Annotated in this window: 16 protein-coding genes, 6 tRNA genes and 3 rRNA genes; 22 read left to right on the plus strand and 3 right to left on the minus strand. The window is 52.9% G+C overall.

From position 1 onward, the window contains the following. Positions 1 to 15: 15 nt before the first annotated feature. Positions 16 to 1,179: an acetyl-CoA C-acyltransferase FadA gene (fadA, locus tag AC6I77_RS00945; RefSeq protein ID WP_110411740.1), complete on the minus strand. Its 1,164-nt coding sequence runs from the start codon at positions 1,177 to 1,179 to the stop codon at positions 16 to 18. Positions 1,180 to 1,189: 10 nt separating this feature from the next. After that, on the minus strand, positions 1,190 to 3,373 hold the full coding sequence (gene fadB, locus AC6I77_RS00950; RefSeq protein WP_004571216.1) for a fatty acid oxidation complex subunit alpha FadB: 2,184 nt from the start codon (positions 3,371 to 3,373) through the stop codon (positions 1,190 to 1,192). A gap of 187 nt (positions 3,374 to 3,560) precedes the next feature. Here fadB and pepQ point away from each other — a divergent pair, with 187 nt between their 5' ends. The 11 genes from pepQ to birA all read left to right on the plus strand — a co-directional run bounded on the left by pepQ (position 3,561) and on the right by birA (position 15,332). Beyond that, positions 3,561 to 4,892: a Xaa-Pro dipeptidase gene (gene pepQ / locus AC6I77_RS00955; RefSeq protein ID WP_004571217.1), complete on the plus strand. Its 1,332-nt coding sequence runs from the start codon at positions 3,561 to 3,563 to the stop codon at positions 4,890 to 4,892. Then, positions 4,892 to 5,509, plus strand: a complete 618-nt coding sequence (locus AC6I77_RS00960; RefSeq protein WP_008926464.1) for an IMPACT family protein — start codon at positions 4,892 to 4,894, stop codon at positions 5,507 to 5,509. Before pepQ ends, AC6I77_RS00960 begins: the two co-directional genes overlap by 1 nt. A 32-nt stretch (positions 5,510 to 5,541) precedes the next feature. Next, positions 5,542 to 6,993: a Trk system potassium transporter TrkH gene (trkH, locus tag AC6I77_RS00965; RefSeq protein WP_039658600.1), complete on the plus strand. Its 1,452-nt coding sequence runs from the start codon at positions 5,542 to 5,544 to the stop codon at positions 6,991 to 6,993. 17 nt (positions 6,994 to 7,010) lie between these two features. After that, positions 7,011 to 7,544, plus strand: a complete 534-nt coding sequence (hemG, locus tag AC6I77_RS00970) for a menaquinone-dependent protoporphyrinogen IX dehydrogenase (protein ID WP_039658599.1) — start codon at positions 7,011 to 7,013, stop codon at positions 7,542 to 7,544. 410 nt (positions 7,545 to 7,954) lie between these two features. After that, positions 7,955 to 9,495 (plus strand): 16S ribosomal RNA (locus tag AC6I77_RS00975). A gap of 74 nt (positions 9,496 to 9,569) precedes the next feature. After that, positions 9,570 to 9,646, plus strand: a tRNA-Ile gene (locus AC6I77_RS00980). Positions 9,647 to 9,788: 142 nt separating this feature from the next. Continuing rightward, positions 9,789 to 9,864 (plus strand) — tRNA-Ala (locus tag AC6I77_RS00985). A 207-nt stretch (positions 9,865 to 10,071) separates the two neighbouring features. Further along, a 23S ribosomal RNA gene (locus AC6I77_RS00990) occupies positions 10,072 to 12,979 on the plus strand. Between the two features lie 93 nt (positions 12,980 to 13,072). After that, a 5S ribosomal RNA gene (rrf, locus tag AC6I77_RS00995) occupies positions 13,073 to 13,188 on the plus strand. The 16S, 23S and 5S rRNA genes sit together here with 2 tRNA genes alongside, the layout of an rRNA operon. A gap of 150 nt (positions 13,189 to 13,338) precedes the next feature. After that, positions 13,339 to 14,376, plus strand: a complete 1,038-nt coding sequence (murB, locus tag AC6I77_RS01000; protein WP_008927171.1) for a UDP-N-acetylmuramate dehydrogenase — start codon at positions 13,339 to 13,341, stop codon at positions 14,374 to 14,376. Beyond that, positions 14,373 to 15,332 (plus strand): bifunctional biotin--[acetyl-CoA-carboxylase] ligase/biotin operon repressor BirA, encoded by a 960-nt coding sequence (birA, locus tag AC6I77_RS01005; RefSeq protein ID WP_497816684.1) that lies wholly within the window; start codon positions 14,373 to 14,375, stop codon positions 15,330 to 15,332. Before murB ends, birA begins: the two co-directional genes overlap by 4 nt. 42 nt (positions 15,333 to 15,374) lie before the next feature. Here birA and coaA read toward each other — a convergent pair whose 3' ends face one another. Further along, positions 15,375 to 16,322, minus strand: coding sequence for a type I pantothenate kinase (gene coaA, locus AC6I77_RS01010; RefSeq protein ID WP_033743664.1), 948 nt, complete (start codon positions 16,320 to 16,322; stop codon positions 15,375 to 15,377). Between the two features lie 778 nt (positions 16,323 to 17,100). Between coaA and AC6I77_RS01015 the strand changes: the two genes are divergently transcribed. The 11 genes from AC6I77_RS01015 to rplL all read left to right on the plus strand — a co-directional run bounded on the left by AC6I77_RS01015 (position 17,101) and on the right by rplL (position 22,644). Continuing rightward, positions 17,101 to 17,176, plus strand: a tRNA-Thr gene (locus AC6I77_RS01015). Positions 17,177 to 17,183: 7 nt separating this feature from the next. Next, positions 17,184 to 17,268, plus strand: a tRNA-Tyr gene (locus AC6I77_RS01020). A 190-nt stretch (positions 17,269 to 17,458) separates the two neighbouring features. Then, positions 17,459 to 17,533: transfer RNA gene (locus tag AC6I77_RS01025), tRNA-Gly, on the plus strand. 5 nt (positions 17,534 to 17,538) lie between these two features. Further along, positions 17,539 to 17,614, plus strand: a tRNA-Thr gene (locus AC6I77_RS01030). A gap of 108 nt (positions 17,615 to 17,722) precedes the next feature. Then, the gene (gene tuf / locus AC6I77_RS01035; protein ID WP_013359730.1) at positions 17,723 to 18,907 is read left to right on the plus strand and encodes an elongation factor Tu; all 1,185 of its coding nucleotides are present in this window, start codon (positions 17,723 to 17,725) and stop codon (positions 18,905 to 18,907) included. Between the two features lie 231 nt (positions 18,908 to 19,138). Beyond that, a complete protein-coding gene (secE, locus tag AC6I77_RS01040) occupies positions 19,139 to 19,522 on the plus strand; it encodes a preprotein translocase subunit SecE (RefSeq protein WP_008927141.1) in 384 nt (127 codons plus the stop codon). A gap of 1 nt (position 19,523) precedes the next feature. Then, a complete protein-coding gene (nusG, locus tag AC6I77_RS01045; protein ID WP_003848088.1) occupies positions 19,524 to 20,069 on the plus strand; it encodes a transcription termination/antitermination protein NusG in 546 nt (181 codons plus the stop codon). Positions 20,070 to 20,216: 147 nt separating this feature from the next. After that, positions 20,217 to 20,645 carry a 50S ribosomal protein L11 gene (gene rplK / locus AC6I77_RS01050; protein ID WP_006121495.1) on the plus strand — a complete coding sequence of 143 codons (429 nt, stop codon included), beginning with the start codon at positions 20,217 to 20,219 and terminating at the stop codon, positions 20,643 to 20,645. Positions 20,646 to 20,648: 3 nt separating this feature from the next. After that, the gene (gene rplA, locus AC6I77_RS01055) at positions 20,649 to 21,353 is read left to right on the plus strand and encodes a 50S ribosomal protein L1 (RefSeq protein WP_003848092.1); all 705 of its coding nucleotides are present in this window, start codon (positions 20,649 to 20,651) and stop codon (positions 21,351 to 21,353) included. Between the two features lie 365 nt (positions 21,354 to 21,718). Beyond that, on the plus strand, positions 21,719 to 22,216 hold the full coding sequence (gene rplJ, locus AC6I77_RS01060; RefSeq protein WP_003848098.1) for a 50S ribosomal protein L10: 498 nt from the start codon (positions 21,719 to 21,721) through the stop codon (positions 22,214 to 22,216). Positions 22,217 to 22,281: 65 nt separating this feature from the next. Beyond that, a complete protein-coding gene (rplL, locus tag AC6I77_RS01065) occupies positions 22,282 to 22,644 on the plus strand; it encodes a 50S ribosomal protein L7/L12 (protein ID WP_008927142.1) in 363 nt (120 codons plus the stop codon). The last annotated feature ends 266 nt before the right edge of the window (positions 22,645 to 22,910 follow it).

Here is a 22,910-nt window from a genome sequence, read left to right on the forward strand (position 1 = left end):
GTAAGACTCAACGTATTACAGACGCTCGAATACGGTCGCAATCCCCTGACCCAGTCCGATGCACATGGTAGCGAGTCCGAAACGGGCATCGCGTCGTTCCATAATATTCAGCAGTGTGGTGCTGATGCGCGCGCCGGAACAGCCCAGCGGATGGCCTAAAGCAATCGCACCGCCATTCAGATTCACCTTGTCATCCATCAGCTCCAGCAAACCTAAGTCCTTGATGCAGGGCAACGTCTGCGCGGCAAAGGCTTCGTTCAGTTCAAACACGTCGATATCACTGACGCTTAACCCCGCCCGTTTCAATGCCAGTTTACTGGCCGGAACCGGTCCATAGCCCATGATCGACGGATCACAGCCGACCACTGCCATGCTGCGGATGCGGGCGCGTGGCGTCAGCCCCAGTTCACGGGCGCGTGATTCACTCATGACCAGCATGGCGGCTGCACCATCTGACAACGCCGACGACGTGCCCGCCGTGACGGTGCCATTCACCGGATCGAAGGCGGGTTTGAGCGCCGCCAGTCCTTCGGCGCTGGTCTCCTCGCGGATCACTTCATCAAAGTCATAGCGTTTAAGAATGCCGTCGCTGTCGTGTCCATAAGTGGCGACAATCTCAGTGGCGAAGTCGCCGCGCTGGGTGGCCTGCCATGCGCGCTGGTGCGAACGCAGGGCAAACGCATCCTGCTGCTCACGGCTGATATGATGCATACGTGCCAGCATCTCGGCAGTTAAGCCCATCATGCCTGCGGCTTTGGCGACGGTGCGTCCCAGGCCGGGATGAAAATCCACACCGTGATTCATCGGCACGTGCCCCATGTGCTCCACGCCACCGATCAGGCAGCACTGTGCATCGCCCACCATAATGGCGCGGGCCGCATCGTGCAGCGCCTGCATTGACGAACCGCACAGCCGGTTAACGGTAGTGGCCGGTACAGAGTGCGGGATTTCGGCCAGCAGCGCGGCGTTACGCGCGATATTAAATCCCTGTTCCAGCGTCTGCTGTACGCAGCCCCAGACGATATCGTCGAGCGAAGTCGGATCCACTGCCGGGTTGCGGCTCAGAATTTCGCGCATCAGGTGCGCAGAGAGGTCTTCAGCGCGCACGTTCCGAAAGGCTCCGCCTTTTGAACGTCCCATTGGCGTGCGCACCGCATCAACAATCACCACATTTTCCATCTTTTTGCCCTCAGGCGCTTTTCAGCGCGGCTTCATCAATCGGTTTAGCGGCGGGATACCAGCTTTCATGCTGATGGGCTTTCTGCACCAGCAGCGCAGGCAAGGCATAGAGCCCACCGAGCGCGCTATAGCGGCGTGCCTGATCGACCACATTGCTGTTGCCCAGGGTATCGAGATAGCGGAATGCGCCGCCACGGAACGGCGGGAAGCCAAGGCCGTATACCAGCGCCATATCTGCTTCAGCGGGTGAGGCGATAATCTTCTCTTCAAGGCAGCGCACCACTTCATTCAGCATCGGCAGCATCATGCGGTTCAGGATCTCTTCGTCACTGAAGACCCGCGCGGGCTGACAGACCTGTTGCAGCAGTGTGTCCACCTCTGCATCGGGCACTTTCTTCAGCTTGCCTTTTTTATCCTCTTCCCAGCGCCAGAAACCTTTGCCATTTTTCTGGCCAAAACGACCGGCATCAAACAGCAGGTCAATCGCATCACGATAGTCATGCTTCATACGATCCGGGAAACCGTCCGCCATGACGCTTTGCGCGTGATGTGCGGTATCGATGCCTACCACATCCAGCAGCCAGGAGGGACCCATCGGCCAGCCGAACTGTTTTTCCATTACTTTATCAATCTGGCGGAAATCAGCGCCGTCGCGGAGCAGCAGGTTGAAAGCGGCGAAGTAGGGGAACAGCACCCGGTTAACAAAGAAGCCGGGACAATCATTCACCACGATAGGGGTTTTGCCCATTTTGCTGGCCCAGGCCACCACTTTACTCAGCGTGGCTTCACTGGTTTTCTCGCCACGAACCACTTCAACCAGCGGCATACGTGGCACCGGATTGAAGAAGTGCATGCCACAGAAGTTTTCCGGGCGTTGCAGCGCCTGCGCCAGCTGGCTGATAGGAATGGTCGAGGTATTGGAGGCCAGAATCGCGTCTTCACGCAGATGCTGTTCGGTTTCAGCCAGCACTTTGGCCTTGATCAGCGGGTTCTCAACCACGGCTTCCACCACCACATCGGCCTGATCAAAACCGGCATAATCGAGTGTGGGCTGGATAGTGGCGATCACACTGGCGAGTTTGTTGCCGTCGATTTTGCCGCGTTCTAACAGCTTATTAAGTAACTTACTGGCTTCGTTCATCCCCAGGGTTAGCGCCTGTGGGTTGATATCTTTCATTCTGACCGGCACGCCTTTCCACGCAGACTGGTAGCTGATGCCGCCACCCATAATGCCTGCGCCCAGTACTGCCGCCTGAGCGGGGGCGCCGCTTTCGCTGCCACGCTTTTTCGCCAGGCCTTTGACGTACTGGTCGTTAAGGAAGATGCCGACCAGAGCGCGAGCTTCATCAGACTGCGCCAGCGGCACAAACGCCGCGGTTTCAAGTTTCAATGCATCGTCACGGCCAAGGCTGGCCGCCGCTTCAATGGTTTTCACTGCCATCAGCGGGGCGGGATAGTGTTTACCTGCAGTCTGCAGCACCATCGCTTTCGCAATAGAAAAGCTCATGGCTGCTTCAATCGGGCTGAGTTTCAGCGGAGCCAGTTTCGGTGCCCGGCGCGCGCGCCAGCTGCCATCAGTGGCGGCGGCTTTGAGCATGGTGATCCCCGCCTCGCGCAGTTTTTCGCGAGCGACCACGGCATCGACCAGACCGAGTTTCAGGGCGGCATTGCCATCAACATCTTTGCCCGCCGCAATAATTTCCAGTGCACTGTCGGCACCCAGCAGGCGTGGCAGCCGCACACTGCCACCAAAGCCAGGCATGATGCCAAGTTTGGTTTCCGGCAGGCCAATGCGGGCGTCCGCAGTCGCAATACGCAGATCGGTTGCCAGCACGCACTCACATCCGCCGCCCAGCGCATAGCCGTCAATGGCGGCCAGGGTCGGCACGGGTAAATCTTCCAGACGATTGAAGATGCTGTTGGCATAGCTCAGCCACTGGCTCAGCTTTTCGGTGGGTGCATTAAACAGTGAAAGGAACTCGGTGATATCCGCACCCACAATAAAAGCAGGTTTAGCGGAGCTCAACAGCAGGCCGCGAAGATCTGGCTGCTGCTCCAGCACTGCAATTGCCTCGCCCAGACTGGCGACAGTTTGCGTATCAAGCTTGTTGACTGAGCCTGCAGCGTCAAAAACCAGCTCGGCGATACCATCGTCCAGCCAGTGAAGTGTAAGGTTAGCGCCTTGGTAGAGCATGTGCGTCTCCTGAAACCGCGAAAGGTGATCTGGTCATACCAGATGATCGTGAGTGTGGGAGGGATGTTAATTATTTGCAAACTGCTCTTTGCTTATTTGCTAACAAGATCACAGCCGTGTCGACATCAGCAACTGCGCAAGGGGTATGCTAAACTTGCGGCCATTTCGCGACACTGGAGAGACGTCAATGGATTCACTGAAGACCTTGTATCACGCGCACATCGCCACGTTGCAACAACGGGCGCAGCAGGTGCTGGCACGCAATAAACTGGATGCGATGTTGATCCATTCCGGTGAGTTGTTGACGGTGTTTCTGGATGACCACACCTATCCGTTTAAGGTGAATCCGCAGTTCAAGGCCTGGGTGCCGGTGACACAGGTTCCCAACTGCTGGCTATGGATTGATGGCGTGAACAAACCGAAACTGTGGTTCTACTCTCCGGTGGATTACTGGCATAACGTTGAACCTCTGCCGGATAGCTTCTGGACTGAAGATGTCGAGGTTATCGGCCTGAAAAATGCGGATGAGATTGCGCAGTTGCTGCCTGCACAGCGTGATAATGTCGCTTATATCGGCCCGATCAACGCACGGGCGGCACAGCTTGGTATCGCCTCCGGCAATATCAATCCTAAAGCGGTGATCGACTTCCTGCATTTCCATCGCAGTATCAAAACAGATTATGAACTCGCCTGTCTGCGCCAGGCGCAGAAGCTGGCAGTGGCGGGTCATCGCGCAGCGAAAGAGGCGTTCTCGGCGGGCTTAAGCGAGTTCGATATCAACCAGGCGTATCTGACCGCGACCGGTCATCGCGATACCGATGTGCCGTACGGCAATATCATTGCGCTGAATGAACACGCTGCGGTGCTGCACTACACCCGGCTGGATCATCAGCCGCCGGCGAAACGCCACAGCTTTTTGATTGATGCGGGCGCTGAGTATCTTGGCTACGCCGCCGACCTGACCCGCAGCTATGCGGCGCAGAGCAGTTCGCTCTATGCCAGAATGGTTGAGGCGATGAACGCGGAAGAGCTGGCGCTGATCGCCACGCTGAAAGCGGGCGTGCGCTACACCGATTATCATCTTCAGATGCATCAGCGTATTGCGAAGATGTTGCTGAAGTTTGAGCTGGTGCAGGGCATCAGCGAAGAAGCGCTGGTGGCTGAAGATCTGACCGGGCCGTTTATGCCACATGGGCTGGGGCACCCACTGGGTCTGCAGGTGCATGACGTAGCGGGTTTTATGCAGGATGATCAGGGCACGCATCTGGCCGCGCCTGCGCAATATCCTTATCTTCGCTGCACCCGCGTGCTGCAACCGGGCATGGTATTAACCATCGAGCCAGGCTTCTATATTATTGACTCATTACTGGCACCACTGCGTGCAGGCCGTTTCAGTCAGCACTTTAACTGGCAGGCTATCGATGCACTTCGGCCTTATGGCGGAATTCGTATCGAGGATAACGTGGTGATCCATGCGCATCGCGTTGAGAACATGACCCGCGATCTGCATCTGGCCTGATGGAAGCCTTTGATATTCCCGCGGTGCCCGTGAGCAGCAGTGAGGAGACGATCAAAAAGAGTCGCTTCATTACGCTGCTGGCGCACACCGAGGGGGCAGAGGCGGCGCGCGCCTTTGTCCAGCAGGTCAAAAACGAGCATCCGGCTGCCCGGCATCACTGCTGGGCATGGGTCGCGGGCGCGCCGAATGATTCTCAACAGCTCGGCTTCTCTGATGATGGTGAACCTTCGGGTACAGCAGGGAAACCGATGCTGGCGCAGCTGATGGGCGCGGATATTGGCGAGATTACTGCCGTGGTGGTGCGTTACTACGGCGGCATCATGCTGGGAACCGGCGGCTTAGTGAAAGCCTATGGTGGTGGCGTTCAGCAGGGGCTTAAGCTGCTGCCACGACAGCGCAAAGTGCCGATGAAGCTGTTCACTCTGCAATGTGACTATCCACAGCTCAGTGATGTTGAACGGCTGGTACAGCGTTTTGACGGTAAGGTGACCGACAGTCAGTTTCAGGATCGCATTGCGCTGACGCTGGCTGTACCTTACGGACAAATCGACGGTTTTAAAAAAAATCTGTCAGACTTTAGTCGGGGTGCATTATCGCTGATCCCGCTCACACCCTGATGTTCATCTCTATTATTTAAAGGAACGGCTGAATGCACTTTCGCGCCATTACCCGCATAGTCGGTCTGCTGGTGATCCTCTTTTCAGTGACGATGATTTTGCCCGGCCTGGTCGCATTGATTTATCGCGATGGCGCGGGGCGGGCGTTTAGCCAGACCTTTATGATGGCGCTGGTGATCGGCTCGCTGCTGTGGTGGCCGAATCGCAAAAAGAAAACCGAACTCAAACCGCGGGAAGGGTTTCTGATTGTCGTGCTGTTCTGGACGGTGCTGGGCAGCGTAGGGGCCATGCCCTTTATCTTTGCCGAACAGCCCCATCTTTCCGTGACGGATGCGTTCTTTGAATCTTTCTCTGGCCTGACAACGACCGGGGCCACTACGCTGGTGGGGCTGGACTCGCTGCCTAAAGCCATTCTCTTCTATCGACAGATGCTGCAGTGGCTGGGCGGTATGGGAATCATCGTGTTAGCGGTGGCGATATTGCCGATTCTGGGCGTCGGAGGTATGCAGCTCTATCGCGCTGAAATGCCGGGGCCGCTGAAAGATAATAAAATGCGGCCGCGTATTGCCGAAACAGCGAAAACACTCTGGCTGATCTATGTTCTGCTGACGGTGGCCTGTGCGCTGGCATTGTGGCTGGCAGGCATGCCGGCCTTTGATGCTATTGGTCACAGCTTCTCGACCATCGCGATTGGCGGCTTCTCAACCCATGATGCCAGCATCGGCTATTTTCACAGCGGCACTATCAATACTATCGTGGCGGTGTTTTTGCTGATCTCAGGCTGTAACTACGGCCTTCACTTTGCCATGTTAAGCGGGCGCAATCTGCGCGTGTACTGGCGCGATCCTGAATTCCGCATGTTTATAGGCGTTCAGCTGACGCTGGTGTTGATCTGCACGCTGGTGCTCTGGTTCCACAATGTTTACGACAGTGGCTGGCAAACGCTAAACCAGGCCTTTTTCCAGGTCGTTTCCATGGCCACCACGGCAGGATTCACGACCGACAGCATCTCACGCTGGCCCTTGTTCCTGCCGGTGCTGCTGTTGTGCTCCGCCTTTATCGGCGGCTGTGCCGGTTCAACCGGCGGTGGCCTGAAGGTTATCCGCATCCTGCTATTATGCAAGCAGGGTAACCGTGAGCTTAAGCGTCTGGTTCACCCGAATGCGGTCTACACCATTAAGCTGGGGAATCGGGCGTTGCCTGAGCGTATCCTTGAGGCCGTATGGGGATTCTTCTCGGCTTATGCGCTGGTGTTCCTGGTCAGCATGCTGGCGATCATTGCCACCGGTGTCGATGACTTCTCGGCATTTGCTGCCGTTGCCGCGACGCTGAATAACCTCGGGCCCGGTTTAGGGGTTGTGGCCGATAACTTCGCTTCAATGAATGACGTGGCGAAATGGATTCTTATCTCCACCATGTTGTTCGGGCGTCTCGAGGTATTTACCTTGCTGGTGCTGTTCACGCCTACTTTCTGGCGTGAATAATTAATAAGGATGCTGATATGAAAGCGCTGATTCTCTATTCCACCCGCGACGGACAAACAAAGAAGATTGCCTCTTCTATAGCCGAGATGATCCGTCAGCACCAGCCATGCGATGTGCTGGATATTCAGGATGCCGCTCTGCCTGACTGGGCGCAGTATGATCGCGTGCTGATTGGCGCCTCTATTCGCTACGGTCATTTCCAGCCGGTCGTCGATAAGTTCGTAAAGCTTCATCTCCCTGCATTGCAGCAGCGTACCAGTGGTTTCTTTTCGGTAAACCTCACGGCGCGCAAACCTGAGAAGCGTTCTCCTGAAACGAATGCTTATACGCAGAAGTTCCTTGCCAGCTCGCCGTGGCAACCTGATTGCTGTGCCGTGTTTGCGGGCGCGCTCTATTATCCGCGCTATCGCTGGTTTGATCGCGTCATGATTCAGTTGATTATGCGTATGACTGGCGGTGAGACCGATTCCACAAAAGAAGTGGAGTACACGGACTGGCAGCAGGTACGCACTTTTGCTAATGATTTTGCACAGTTACCAGGCAAATCGTAGCGAAATAGCGCGATTTGATGAAAATTACTGCGAACAGTAATCTTTTCGCAATAAACACTTGTCAGTCCGCGCGAACTTCCCTATAATGCGCCTCCACTGACACGGCAAACCGGAAACGGAAAACGGGTCAGCAGGCACAGGAGACTGCGCCGCCGGAGAAAAACTTCTGAGAAAGAGGTTGACTCTGCAGGAGGAAAGCGTAATATACGCCACCTCGCGACAGGACGCTAACGCACTGTTCGCACTGCTCTTTAACAATTTATCAGACAATCTGTGTGGGCACTCGCAGGATTGATATCAGCGTCTCCGGACGTAAAAAAATATCAAGCCTCACGAGTGAACACATAATGAAATTCATTATGACGTTTTACAGATGAGCACCGCTTAACTTGTTTAAGCAAATCAAACTTAAATTGAAGAGTTTGATCATGGCTCAGATTGAACGCTGGCGGCAGGCCTAACACATGCAAGTCGGACGGTAGCACAGAGAGCTTGCTCTTGGGTGACGAGTGGCGGACGGGTGAGTAATGTCTGGGGATCTGCCCGATAGAGGGGGATAACCACTGGAAACGGTGGCTAATACCGCATAACGTCGCAAGACCAAAGAGGGGGACCTTCGGGCCTCTCACTATCGGATGAACCCAGATGGGATTAGCTAGTAGGCGGGGTAATGGCCCACCTAGGCGACGATCCCTAGCTGGTCTGAGAGGATGACCAGCCACACTGGAACTGAGACACGGTCCAGACTCCTACGGGAGGCAGCAGTGGGGAATATTGCACAATGGGCGCAAGCCTGATGCAGCCATGCCGCGTGTATGAAGAAGGCCTTCGGGTTGTAAAGTACTTTCAGCGGGGAGGAAGGCGATGTGGTTAATAACCGCATCGATTGACGTTACCCGCAGAAGAAGCACCGGCTAACTCCGTGCCAGCAGCCGCGGTAATACGGAGGGTGCAAGCGTTAATCGGAATTACTGGGCGTAAAGCGCACGCAGGCGGTCTGTTAAGTCAGATGTGAAATCCCCGGGCTTAACCTGGGAACTGCATTTGAAACTGGCAGGCTTGAGTCTTGTAGAGGGGGGTAGAATTCCAGGTGTAGCGGTGAAATGCGTAGAGATCTGGAGGAATACCGGTGGCGAAGGCGGCCCCCTGGACAAAGACTGACGCTCAGGTGCGAAAGCGTGGGGAGCAAACAGGATTAGATACCCTGGTAGTCCACGCCGTAAACGATGTCGACTTGGAGGTTGTTCCCTTGAGGAGTGGCTTCCGGAGCTAACGCGTTAAGTCGACCGCCTGGGGAGTACGGCCGCAAGGTTAAAACTCAAATGAATTGACGGGGGCCCGCACAAGCGGTGGAGCATGTGGTTTAATTCGATGCAACGCGAAGAACCTTACCTACTCTTGACATCCAGAGAACTTAGCAGAGATGCTTTGGTGCCTTCGGGAACTCTGAGACAGGTGCTGCATGGCTGTCGTCAGCTCGTGTTGTGAAATGTTGGGTTAAGTCCCGCAACGAGCGCAACCCTTATCCTTTGTTGCCAGCGCGTGATGGCGGGAACTCAAAGGAGACTGCCGGTGATAAACCGGAGGAAGGTGGGGATGACGTCAAGTCATCATGGCCCTTACGAGTAGGGCTACACACGTGCTACAATGGCGCATACAAAGAGAAGCGACCTCGCGAGAGCAAGCGGACCTCACAAAGTGCGTCGTAGTCCGGATCGGAGTCTGCAACTCGACTCCGTGAAGTCGGAATCGCTAGTAATCGTGGATCAGAATGCCACGGTGAATACGTTCCCGGGCCTTGTACACACCGCCCGTCACACCATGGGAGTGGGTTGCAAAAGAAGTAGGTAGCTTAACCTTCGGGAGGGCGCTTACCACTTTGTGATTCATGACTGGGGTGAAGTCGTAACAAGGTAACCGTAGGGGAACCTGCGGTTGGATCACCTCCTTACCTGAAGATACCTTCCCGCGCAGTGTCCACAACAGATTGTCTGATAAAAAGTAACGAGCAGAAAAAACCTCTACAGGCTTGTAGCTCAGGTGGTTAGAGCGCACCCCTGATAAGGGTGAGGTCGGTGGTTCAAGTCCACTCAGGCCTACCAAATTCGCACTCACGCTGCGTTATGTCTCCGGCTCGCATAGTTGACTATGCTTCGCGGAAACATGCCCTGCCTGAGCACGAATTGCATTTCTCACGAAGTGTACTCGGTTGAGTGGTAGTAGTGGTCTCTGCAGTAACTGTATGGGGCTATAGCTCAGCTGGGAGAGCGCCTGCCTTGCACGCAGGAGGTCAGCGGTTCGATCCCGCTTAGCTCCACCATACCGTTTATCTGTTTTTTCTGAATACTTCAGAGCGTACCGGCAACGGTGTGCTGCGAAGTATTATGCTCTTTAACAATCCGGAACAAGCTGAAAATTGAAACGACGTGTCGTTTTCATTCTCCGTAATAAGAATGAAAAATGCGACATGTTCGAGTCTCTCAAATGCTTGCAGCTCGCAGCGTTGTAAAACGCCTGTGGGTTGTGAGGTTAAGCGACTAAGCGTACACGGTGGATGCCCAGGCAGTCAGAGGCGATGAAGGACGTGCTAATCTGCGTAAAGCGACGGTAAGGTGATATGAACCGCTACAGCCGTCGATGTCCGAATGGGGAAACCCGGTGCACTCTGTGCATCATTGCAGCATGAATACATAGTGCTGCAAGGCGAACCGGGGGAACTGAAACATCTAAGTACCCCGAGGAAAAGAAATCAACCGAGATTCCCCCAGTAGCGGCGAGCGAACGGGGAGCAGCCCAGAGCCTGAATCAGCATGTGTGTTAGTGGAAGCGTCTGGAAAGTCGCAGGGTACAGGGTGATACTCCCGTACACAAAAGCACATATGCTGTGAGCTCGATGAGTAAGGCGGGACACGTGGTATCCTGTCTGAATATGGGGGGACCATCCTCCAAGGCTAAATACTCCTGACTGACCGATAGTGAACCAGTACCGTGAGGGAAAGGCGAAAAGAACCCCGGCGAGGGGAGTGAAACAGAACCTGAAACCGTGTACGTACAAGCAGTGGGAGCCCTCTTTATGGGGGTGACTGCGTACCTTTTGTATAATGGGTCAGCGACTTATATTCTGTAGCAAGGTTAACCGTATAGGGGAGCCGCAGGGAAACCGAGTCTTAACTGGGCGTTAAGTTGCAGGGTATAGACCCGAAACCCGGTGATCTAGCCATGGGCAGGTTGAAGGTTGGGTAACACTAACTGGAGGACCGAACCGACTAATGTTGAAAAATTAGCGGATGACCTGTGGCTGGGGGTGAAAGGCCAATCAAACCGGGAGATAGCTGGTTCTCCCCGAAAGCTATTTAGGTAGCGCCTCGTGAACTCATCCTCGGGGGTAGAGCACTGTTTCGGCTAGGGGGCCATCCCGGCTTACCAACCCGATGCAAACTGCGAATACCGAGGAATGTTATCACGGGAGACACACGGCGGGTGCTAACGTCCGTCGTGAAGAGGGAAACAACCCAGACCGCCAGCTAAGGTCCCAAAGTCATGGTTAAGTGGGAAACGATGTGGGAAGGCACAGACAGCCAGGATGTTGGCTTAGAAGCAGCCATCATTTAAAGAAAGCGTAATAGCTCACTGGTCGAGTCGGCCTGCGCGGAAGATGTAACGGGGCTAAACCATGCACCGAAGCTGCGGCAGCGACACTATGTGTTGTTGGGTAGGGGAGCGTTCTGTAAGCCGTCGAAGGTGTGCTGTGAGGCATGCTGGAGGTATCAGAAGTGCGAATGCTGACATAAGTAACGATAAAGCGGGTGAAAAGCCCGCTCGCCGGAAGACCAAGGGTTCCTGTTCAACGTTAATCGGAGCAGGGTGAGTCGACCCCTAAGGCGAGGCCGAAAGGCGTAGTCGATGGGAAACAGGTTAATATTCCTGTACTCGGTGTTACTGCGAAGGGGGGACGGAGAAGGCTATATCAGCCGGGCGACGGTTGTCCCGGTTTAAGCGTGTAGGCGGAGGGTCCAGGTAAATCCGGTCCCTTATTAACGCTGAGGCGTGACGACGAGGCACTACGGTGCTGAAGTGATAAATGCCCAGCTTCCAGGAAAAGCCTCTAAGCATCAGGTAACACAGAATCGTACCCCAAACCGACACAGGTGGTCAGGTAGAGAATACCAAGGCGCTTGAGAGAACTCGGGTGAAGGAACTAGGCAAAATGGTGCCGTAACTTCGGGAGAAGGCACGCTGGCGCGTAGGTGGAGGGACTTGCTCCCCGAGCCGAAGCCAGTCGAAGATACCAGCTGGCTGCAACTGTTTATTAAAAACACAGCACTGTGCAAACACGAAAGTGGACGTATACGGTGTGACGCCTGCCCGGTGCCGGAAGGTTAATTGATGGGGTTATCCGCAAGGAGAAGCTCTTGATCGAAGCCCCGGTAAACGGCGGCCGTAACTATAACGGTCCTAAGGTAGCGAAATTCCTTGTCGGGTAAGTTCCGACCTGCACGAATGGCGTAATGATGGCCAGGCTGTCTCCACCCGAGACTCAGTGAAATTGAACTCGCTGTGAAGATGCAGTGTACCCGCGGCAAGACGGAAAGACCCCGTGAACCTTTACTACAGCTTGACACTGAACATTGAGCCTTGATGTGTAGGATAGGTGGGAGGCTTTGAAGCGCGGACGCCAGTTCGCGTGGAGCCAACCTTGAAATACCACCCTTTAATGTTTGATGTTCTAACGTAGGCCCGTGATCCGGGCTGCGGACAGTGTCTGGTGGGTAGTTTGACTGGGGCGGTCTCCTCCTAAAGAGTAACGGAGGAGCACGAAGGTCAGCTAATCACGGTCGGACATCGTGAGGTTAGTGCAATGGCATAAGCTGGCTTGACTGCGAGAGTGACGGCTCGAGCAGGTGCGAAAGCAGGTCATAGTGATCCGGTGGTTCTGAATGGAAGGGCCATCGCTCAACGGATAAAAGGTACTCCGGGGATAACAGGCTGATACCGCCCAAGAGTTCATATCGACGGCGGTGTTTGGCACCTCGATGTCGGCTCATCACATCCTGGGGCTGAAGTAGGTCCCAAGGGTACGGCTGTTCGCCGTTTAAAGTGGTACGCGAGCTGGGTTTAGAACGTCGTGAGACAGTTCGGTCCCTATCTGCCGTGGGCGCTGGAGAATTGAGGGGGGTTGCTCCTAGTACGAGAGGACCGGAGTGAACGCACCACTGGTGTTCGGGTTGTCATGCCAATGGCATTGCCCGGTAGCTAAGTGCGGAAAAGATAAGTGCTGAAAGCATCTAAGCACGAAACTTGCCCCGAGATGAGTTCTCCCTGACTCCTTGAGAGTCCTGAAGGGACGTTGAAGACTACGACGTTGATAGGCCGGGTGTGTAAGCGCAGCGATGCGTTGAGCTAACCGGTACTAATGACCCGTGAGGCTTAACCTTACAACGCCAGAGGCGTTTTTGAGAGACACGATTTTCAGCCTGTACCGGATATATCTGCGCGGCCTTAAGGGGCGGCGCGGAGAACAGAATCTGCCTGGCGGCTTTAGCGCGGTGGTCCCACCTGACCCCATGCCGAACTCAGAAGTGAAACGCCGTAGCGCCGATGGTAGTGTGGGGTCTCCCCATGCGAGAGTAGGGAACTGCCAGGCATTATATAAGTGAAGAAGCCCCGCACGAGAGTGCGGGGCTTTTTTACGTCTGCAGATCGTGAAAAACCTCATCATAATCCCCGAAAACAGCCTGAGAACCCCTCCCTGATACGGTAAACTACGCCCAGATAACTCAGTAAAGGTCGTCAAATGTCCAGCCAGCATCCTTCCTTAAAAGCCGACAATACGCTTGGGCTTGAAGTACATACACAGAAACGCATCGTTGCTGAGACGCCAGCTGCCATTCTGGCTGCATGGCAGGCCAGCCAGCGTGATCAAACCCCTTTCATGGTGCTTGGTGAAGGCAGCAATGTCCTCTTTCTGGATGATTTCGCTGGTACTGTGGTACTTAACCGCATTAAAGGCATCAACATTCAGGATGAGTATGAGTACTGGAAGTTGCATGTCGGAGCAGGTGAGAACTGGCATCAGCTGGTTAAGAGCACACTGGAAAAAGGGATCACTGGCCTGGAGAATCTGGCATTAATCCCTGGAATGACGGGTTCTGCACCGATTCAGAACATTGGTGCCTATGGTGTGGAATTAAAAGATGTCTGCGAATATGTGGATGTGCTTAACCTGGACAGTGGTGAGACAGAGCGTCTCGATCGTGAAGCCTGTGAATTTGGCTATCGTGACAGCATTTTCAAGCATCGCTATCAGAGAGGTTATGTCATCGTCGCGGTCGGGATAATCCTGCCTAAACAATGGCAGCCCGTATTGACCTACGGTGATCTGAAGACTCTGAATCCGGTAACGGCTAGCGCCTGGGATGTTTATCACGCGGTGTGCCAGATGCGGCAGAGCAAATTACCGGATCCAAAAGTGACCGGGAATGTAGGCAGCTTCTTCAAAAATCCGGTCGTTACCGAGGCGCAGTGCAGCGCCTTGCTGGCGCATTTTCCAGCTATGCCACACTATCTGATGCCGAATGGTGAAACCAAGCTGGCAGCCGGATGGCTTATCGATCAGTGTCAGTTGAAAGGTTATCGTATCGGCGGTGCCGCCGTTCATCAGCAACAGGCTCTGGTGCTGATTAATGCTGATAATGCCACACCTGACGATATCGTTGCGCTGGCAAAAACCGTGCGTGCGAAGGTGGGTGAAAAGTTTGATGTCTGGCTGGAGCCTGAGGTGCGGTTTATTCAGGCACAGGGCGAGTGCAATGCTGTCGGGGTAATCGCATGAAAGACAACAGTATCCCGCTAAAGCTGGTCGATATTTTATCTGACGGTGAGTTTCATTCTGGCGAACAGCTGGGTGAAACACTGGGCATGAGTCGCGCAGCCATTAACAAGCATATCCAGACCTTAAAAAGCTGGGGACTTGACGTTTATACCGTGACAGGGAAGGGCTACAGTCTCTCTGCCCCGATGCAGCTGTTGGATGAGCAGGCAATTGTCGCTCAGGTTAAGCAGGGCAATATCTCTGTTATCCCGGTGATTGACTCCACAAATCAGTATCTGCTGGAGCGCATGCATGAGATGGAGTCGGGTGCTGCCTGTATCGCTGAGTATCAGCAGGCTGGTCGTGGCCGTCGTGGGCGTCAATGGTTCTCTCCCTTTGGCGCTAATCTCTACATGTCTATGTACTGGCGTCTGGAGCAGGGACCCGCTGCGGCGATGGGTCTTAGTCTTGTGATTGGTATTATCATTGCTGAGACATTACGTTCATTAGGGGCTGATGATGTTCGCGTCAAATGGCCCAATGATATTTACCTTAACGATCGCAAACTGGCAGGTATTCTGGTCGAACTGACCGGTAAAACGGGTGATGCCGCGCATATCGTCATGGGGGCCGGGATTAACCTTGCTATGCGTACAGCCGATGCATCGCAGATTAATCAGGGCTGGATTAACCTGCAGGAAGCCGGTGTATCCGTTAACCGCAATGAGCTGGCCGCCCATCTGATAAATAATCTGCGCGAAGCCCTGCCGTTGTTTGAGCAGGAAGGGTTAACGCCCTTTGTTACACGCTGGATGGTGCTGGATAACTTTATTCACCGGCCTGTTAAATTGCTCATTGCTGAACGTGAAGTGCATGGTATTGCGCGGGGCATTGACAGTCAGGGTGGCCTGTTACTTGAGCAGGATGGCGAAATAAAAGCCTGGGTGGGCGGAGAAATATCTCTACGTCCTCTCTGATCAAAAAAGCCTGCACTAATGCAGGCTTTTTTACTGGAGCGGTTATTTACGCAGGCGAACCCTGTCGACCGCATGATTGCCACTTTTAGTCATGATCAGGCTGGCCCGTTCGCGCGTTGGCAGGATATTTTCCCGCAGGTTTAGCCAGTTAATCTCTTTCCATAAATTGCCCGCTATCTCTACTGCTTCCGCTTCTGAGAGCTGGGCATAATGGTGGAAGTAAGAGTCCGGGTCGGTAAATGCACCCTGGCGGAATTTGAGGAATCGATTGATATACCAGCTTTGCAGCAGCTCTTCCTCAGCGTCGACATAGATAGAAAAATCAACGAAGTCTGAAACAAAGACATGATGTGGGTCATGGGGATAGTCCATGCCACTCTGCAATACATTCAGACCTTCCAGAATAAGGATATCAGGCTGCTGAACCACTTTATCGCCATCAGGGATGACATCATAAATCAGATGCGAATAGACCGGTGCTGTGACCTGACTGGCGCCTGATTTCAAATCGGAGACGAAATTGACCAGCCGGTGCATATCATAAGATTGCGGAAACCCTTTTTTCTTCATTAATCCGCGCTCTTTCAGCACGGCATTGGGATGAAGAAAGCCATCCGTCGTGATCAATTCTACTTTACGATGTTCAGGCCAGCGGCTGAGCAACGCCTGTAATACACGCGCAGTTGTGCTTTTACCTACGGCTACGCTGCCCGCAATACTGATGATATAGGGGATTTTCTGGCCATTGGTACCCAGAAATTGCTCCAGTACAGCCTGCCGACGAACATTAGAGCTGATATAGAAATTAAGCAGGCGCGAAAGTGGCAGATAAATTTCTGCTACCTCCTCCAGCGAGAGATCCTCGTTGATGCCCTCCAGCTGCGCGATCTCTTCCTCTGACAGTGTCATAGGAACGGAATCACGTAATGCAGCCCACTGCTCACGAGTGAACTCTAAATAAGGCGTTGTCAGGGGGGTCGTTTTATCCATAAGCATGCATCTGACCGCAAATTCATTGCTATCAACCGCGTGTCATCCGATAAGCAGGAGAGCACAGGTGAAATAAATCACGAATCGCTGGTTTATCAGTGAGAACAATGGGCTGGAGGGTATCACCAGTATGGCTTTTAACAGAAGTAAAAAGATAAACGTGATCACGCTTTCGTCGGCATACCCACAAAACATCATAATAACGCTAATTCTCACAGCTGTATCACTACGTATAGTGCTACACGGGCCATCAAAGCTTATGTGCGGCTTTTATCTGCCTTAAATAGTATTCACACGCCTTTATGACCCAATAGAGCTGTAACGGCGTAGAGAGAGGCTAAAAGCGCATACATTCAATATGCAGCGTGTGTTTCCCAACTTATGAATAAAGAGCTGCGAGACACTGGAAGCGTTTTTTACCGTTATCGTCGTACCAGCGAGAGAGATATGCAGGACAAAAACGTCTCCCTGTTCTGCAGATATCTTAAGTGCACGAAAAATAACGCCGATAAGGGTTAAAAAAGCATCACTCAGAACAGGCTGCGCAAAATAAAAAGGCGATGGGCGGACTATTTTACCTTAAAAAGAGCATGCCAGAGCAGCAGGGGACGATAGCGAGGCAGGGTGGGCGGTGTAAAAACAGGACCAGATCGCACAAATATTCTGCACAAAAACGCCAGAATGCGATGATTTGCACAAATAGTAAGCGATAGAACAAAATTAGTGATTTTTTAGTTGCATCGAAGGCCCGACCTTCCTAGAATGCGCTCCACTTGATGCCGGCTTAGCTCAGTTGGTAGAGCAACTGACTTGTAATCAGTAGGTCACCAGTTCGATTCCGGTAGCCGGCACCATCAAGTAGGTGGGATTCCCGAGCGGCCAAAGGGAGCAGACTGTAAATCTGCCGTCACAGACTTCGAAGGTTCGAATCCTTCTCCCACCACCATCTCAGCCTCACGGTTGAGTACAGGTAAACAACCTGTTTATCTGTCAGGTGAGTCACTTATCACCCTGAATTCAGACTGAGCGTTAGCGAAGTCAACGTCGGTCAGCTTCGCTGGCAGACAGTAGATAGCAGAGAAACATTCACTGTTATCTGCAAGCTACAGAAAGAACAGGTAGCCGAGTTCCAGGATGCGGGCATCGTATAATGGCTATTACCTCAGCCTTCCAAGCTGATGATGCGGGTTCGATTCCCGCTGCCCGCTCCAGATGTGCTGATATGGCTCAGTTGGTAGAGCGCACCCTTGGTAAGGGTGAGGTCCCCAGTTCGACTCTGGGTATCAGCACCACTTCCTTTAATCTCCCTCCTGATTTTCTCTGTAACTTCCTTGCAGTCAGGCAATGCCTGGTTAATGTGATGATATCATTGATATATCCGTGTCTTAGAGGGACTAGCGATGGCTAAAGAGCAATTTCAACGTAACAAACTGCACGTAAACGTGGGCACCATCGGTCACGTTGACCACGGTAAAACCACCCTGACTGCAGCTATCACTACCGTACTGGCTAAAACCAACGGCGGCCAGGCTCGTGCATTCGATCAGATCGACAGCACACCTGAAGAAAAAGCCCGCGGTATCACCATCAACACCGCTCACGTTGAGTATGAGACTGCTGCACGTCACTACGCTCACGTTGACTGCCCAGGCCACGCCGACTATGTGAAAAACATGATCACCGGTGCTGCGCAGATGGACGGCGCGATCCTGGTTGTTGCTGCGACTGATGGCCCAATGCCACAAACCCGTGAGCACATCCTGCTGGGTCGTCAGGTTGGCGTTCCTTACATCATCGTGTTCCTGAACAAGTGTGACATGGTTGATGATGAAGAGCTGCTGGAGCTGGTAGAGATGGAAGTACGTGACCTGCTGTCACAGTACGACTTCCCAGGCGACGACACCCCAATCGTTCGTGGTTCTGCTCTGAAAGCGCTGGAAGGCGTTCCTGAGTGGGAAGCGAAAATCATCGAACTGGCTGAACACCTGGACAACTACATCCCGGATCCAGTCCGTGCGATTGACATGCCGTTCCTGCTGCCAATCGAAGACGTATTCTCAATCTCTGGCCGTGGTACTGTTGTTACCGGTCGTGTTGAGCGCGGCATCGTTAAAGTCGGCGACGAAGTTGAAATCGTGGGTATCAAAGATACTGCGAAATCAACCTGTACCGGTGTTGAGATGTTCCGTAAGCTGCTGGACCAGGGTCAGGCAGGCGAAAACTGTGGTGTTCTGCTGCGCGGTATCAAGCGTGAAGACATCCAGCGTGGCCAGGTTCTGGCTAAGCCAGGCTCAATCAAGCCACACACCCAGTTCGAGTCAGAAGTTTACGTTCTGTCTAAAGACGAAGGTGGTCGCCATACTCCGTTCTTCAAAGGCTATCGTCCACAGTTCTACTTCCGTACAACTGACGTAACCGGCTCAGTAGAGCTGCCAGAAGGCGTTGAGATGGTCATGCCAGGCGACAACATCAAAATGGTTGTTACCCTGATCCACCCAATCGCAATGGACGAAGGTCTGCGCTTCGCAATCCGCGAAGGTGGCCGTACCGTTGGCGCGGGTGTTGTTGCTAAAGTTATCGCATAATTACCGATAACGTTTGACGCAATGCACACGGAAAGGGCATCATTTGATGCCCTTTTTGCACGCTGTTTCATAGAACCTGGCTCATCAGTGATTTTTTGAATCATAATCATTGCTGAGACAGGCTCTGTTATGCGGCGTTGGATACCGAGTTACGCCTCAAAAGCTCATTCGGTTTGGACGCCTCGCACTGCGGGGCAGAATAGTTTCTGAATTATTGTGGCAGGTTGGTTTATGAGTGCGAATACCGAAGCTCAAGGGAGCGGGCGTGGCCTGGAAGCGGTAAAGTGGGTAGTAGTTGTATTACTGCTGCTTGCAGCGATTGTAGGTAACTACCTCTATCGTGATGTGTCACTGCCACTGCGTGCATTAGCCGTAGTTGTACTGATTGCAGCGGCTGGCGGCATTGCGCTTTTAACGACCAAAGGCAAAGCGACCGTGGCTTTTGCTCGTGAAGCAAGAACAGAAATGCGTAAGGTTATCTGGCCAACCCGCCAGGAAACGCTGCACACCACGTTAATCGTTGCCGCGGTTACTGCCGTGATGTCACTGATTTTGTGGGGGCTGGATGGTATTCTGGTCCGTCTGGTATCGTTTATCACTGGCCTGAGGTTCTGAGATGTCTGAAGCTCCAAAGAAACGCTGGTACGTCGTACAGGCGTTTTCCGGTTTTGAAGGCCGCGTAGCCCAATCGCTGCGCGAGCATATCAAATTGCACAACATGGAAGAGCTGTTTGGCGACGTCATGGTTCCGACTGAAGAAGTCGTTGAAATCCGTGGTGGTCAGCGTCGTAAGAGCGAGCGCAAGTTTTTCCCGGGATACGTACTGGTTCAGATGGTTATGAATGACGCCAGCTGGCACTTAGTACGCAGCGTCCCGCGCGTGATGGGTTTCATCGGCGGTACCTCTGACCGTCCGGCACCGATCAGCGATAAAGAAGTTGATGCGATCATGAACCGTCTGCAGCAGGTCGGCGACAAGCCTCGTCCGAAAACGCTGTTTGAGCCGGGTGAAATGGTTCGCGTTAATGACGGTCCATTTGCTGACTTTAACGGTGTGGTTGAAGATGTGGATTACGAGAAGAGCCGCCTGACGGTTTCCGTATCTATCTTTGGTCGTGCAACACCGGTTGAGCTGGACTTTGGTCAGGTGGAGAAAGGTTAACCTCTTTCCGCTCAAAAATTAGCTGTTGCAGCAGGCGCGAAATTTAACTACAATTTCGCGCCTTTTGTTTTTATGCGCTGGCAACAGCGTGTAAATCGTTATCACGGGGAGCCTTTACAGGCGCTATAACCCAATTGAGGAAATATCATGGCTAAGAAAGTCCAAGCCTACGTCAAGCTGCAGGTTGCAGCTGGTATGGCGAACCCAAGTCCACCGGTTGGTCCAGCACTGGGTCAGCAGGGCGTTAACATCATGGAATTCTGTAAAGCGTTCAACGCTAAGACCGAATCTCTGGAAAAAGGTCTGCCGACTCCTGTTGTTATCACCGTATACAGCGACCGTTCTTTTACCTTCATTACCAAAACGCCTCCGGCTGCCGTACTGCTGAAAAAAGCAGCGGGCATCAAGTCTGGTTCTGGTAAGCCGAACAAAGATAAAGTCGGTAAAGTGACTCGTGCTCAGGTACGTGAAATCGCAGAAACCAAAGCTGCGGACATGACTGGTTCTGACGTTGAAGCGATGACTCGCTCAATCGAAGGTACTGCTCGTTCCATGGGCCTGGTAGTAGAGGACTAAGAAATGGCTAAGCTGACCAAGCGCATGACCGTAATTCGCGACAAAGTTGACGCGACCAAGCAGTATGACATTGCTGAAGCTGTTGCTCTGCTGAAAGAACTGGCTACTGCCAAGTTCGTTGAAAGCGTTGACGTTGCTGTCAACCTCGGCATTGATGCACGTAAATCTGATCAGAACGTGCGCGGCGCGACCGTTCTGCCACACGGTACTGGTCGTTCAGTACGTGTTGCTGTCTTCACCCAGGGCGCAAACGCTGAAGCTGCTAAAGCAGCAGGCGCTGAGCTGGTAGGTATGGAAGACCTGGCTGATCAGATCAAGAAAGGCGAAATGAATTTTGACGTTGTTATTGCTTCTCCGGATGCAATGCGCGTTGTTGGCCAGTTAGGCCAGATTCTGGGCCCACGCGGCCTGATGCCAAACCCGAAAGTCGGTACTGTAACCCCTAACGTTGCTGAAGCAGTTAAGAATGCTAAAGCGGGTCAGGTTCGTTATCGTAACGACAAAAACGGCATCATCCACACTACCATCGGTAAAGTGGACTTTGACGCTGACAAACTGAAAGAAAACCTGGAATCTCTGCTGGTCGCGCTGAAAAAAGCAAAACCATCTCAGGCGAAAGGCGTGTACATCAAGAAAGTCAGCCTTTCAACCACCATGGGCGCCGGCGTTGCCGTTGACCAGGCTGGTCTGAACGCAACAGCAAACTAATTGCTGCTTGAAACGGGCGAAAAATTCACCTAGAATCTTACGCCCGTTGTTCTGTTATTAGCAGAACAGGACATCAGAGAGTCGGAACTGACTGTTGCGTTTATCGCCTTTCCTTCTGACTCTGCTGTGTCACACAGAATTTAGGTTGGAGCCAGGCCTTATCCTGGCCTCCGTCCAAGACCGCAGGCGCTGTTTATCTCCGGATATTCCGCTTAATACCCTGCGTAGACGGTGACAGAACCAAAAGAATTTTTTCTTAGCTGGATTCTGCTCACCGTGTTCGAGCGCTTACCACCCTTCGGGGTGGTTAAGTGAAGTGAGTTCCGGGGAAATCCTTTCCCGGTCAAATCCAGGAGCAAAAGCTAATGGCATTAAATCTTCAAGACAAACAAGCGATTGTTGCTGAAGTCAGCGAAGTAGCCAAAGGTGCGCTTTCAGCGGTTGTTGCGGATTCCCGTGGCGTTACCGTTGATAAAATGACCGAACTGCGTAAAGCAGGCCGTGAAGCTGGCGTTTACATGCGTGTTGTTCGTAACACCCTGCTGCGCCGCGTCGTTGAAGGAACTCAATTTGAGTGCCTGAAAGACACGTTTGTTGGTCCGACCCTGATTGCATATTCTATGGAACACCCGGGCGCTGCTGCTCGTCTGTTCAAAGATTTCGCGAAAGCGAATGCAAAATTTGAGGTCAAAGCTGCAGCCTTTGAAGGTGAGCTGATCACGGCGGCCAATATTGACCGTCTGGCAACTCTGCCGACCTACGAAGAAGCACTGGCACGTCTGATGTCGACCATGAAAGAAGCCGCTGCCGGCAAACTGGTCCGCACTCTGGCTGCTGTACGCGATGCAAAAGAAGCGGCTTAAGGCCATATTCTTTTCTTCGTACTTGCTTACGTATAAACTTTTTCTGATTCTTAGGAACAATTGTCATGTCTATCACTAAAGACCAAATTCTGGAAGCTGTTGCAGCGATGTCCGTAATGGAAGTTGTTGAGCTGGTTTCTGCAATGGAAGAAAAATTCGGCGTTTCTGCTGCTGCTGCTGTAGCTGTTGCTGCTGGCCCGGCTGAAGCTGTTGAAGAAAAAACTGAATTCGACGTAGTCCTGAAAGCTGTTGGCCCGAACAAGGTAGCAGTAATCAAAGCCGTACGTACTGCAACTGGTCTGGGCCTGAAAGAAGCCAAAGACCTGGTTGAAGCAACTGGCGTGATCAAAGAAGCAATCAGCAAAGACGACGCAGCTGCACTTGAAGCTGCTCTGAAAGAAGCTGGCGCTGAAGTTGAAGTTAAGTAAGACAACCTTCGGGTTGCAGTCTGAGTAGTTTCAGACTGATGGCTGGTGACTTTTTGGTCACCAGCCTTTTTGCGCTACAGGGTCTCAATGGGGTTTCACACTGTTTGTCCATTGTTACTCTTCAATATCTTTCTCTATCGACGACTTAATATACCGCTTTCCTGTGCGGGTTCCCTGCCTTCTCAAAAGCGATGAAATGATTTAAGCGTGATAGAAAGAGGTATTGCACTGCTGCCGCGCAGCCAGTGAATCAAACAAAATCGTGT

Source organism: Pantoea sp. X-Soil-ISGK-259 (assembly GCF_059730705.1).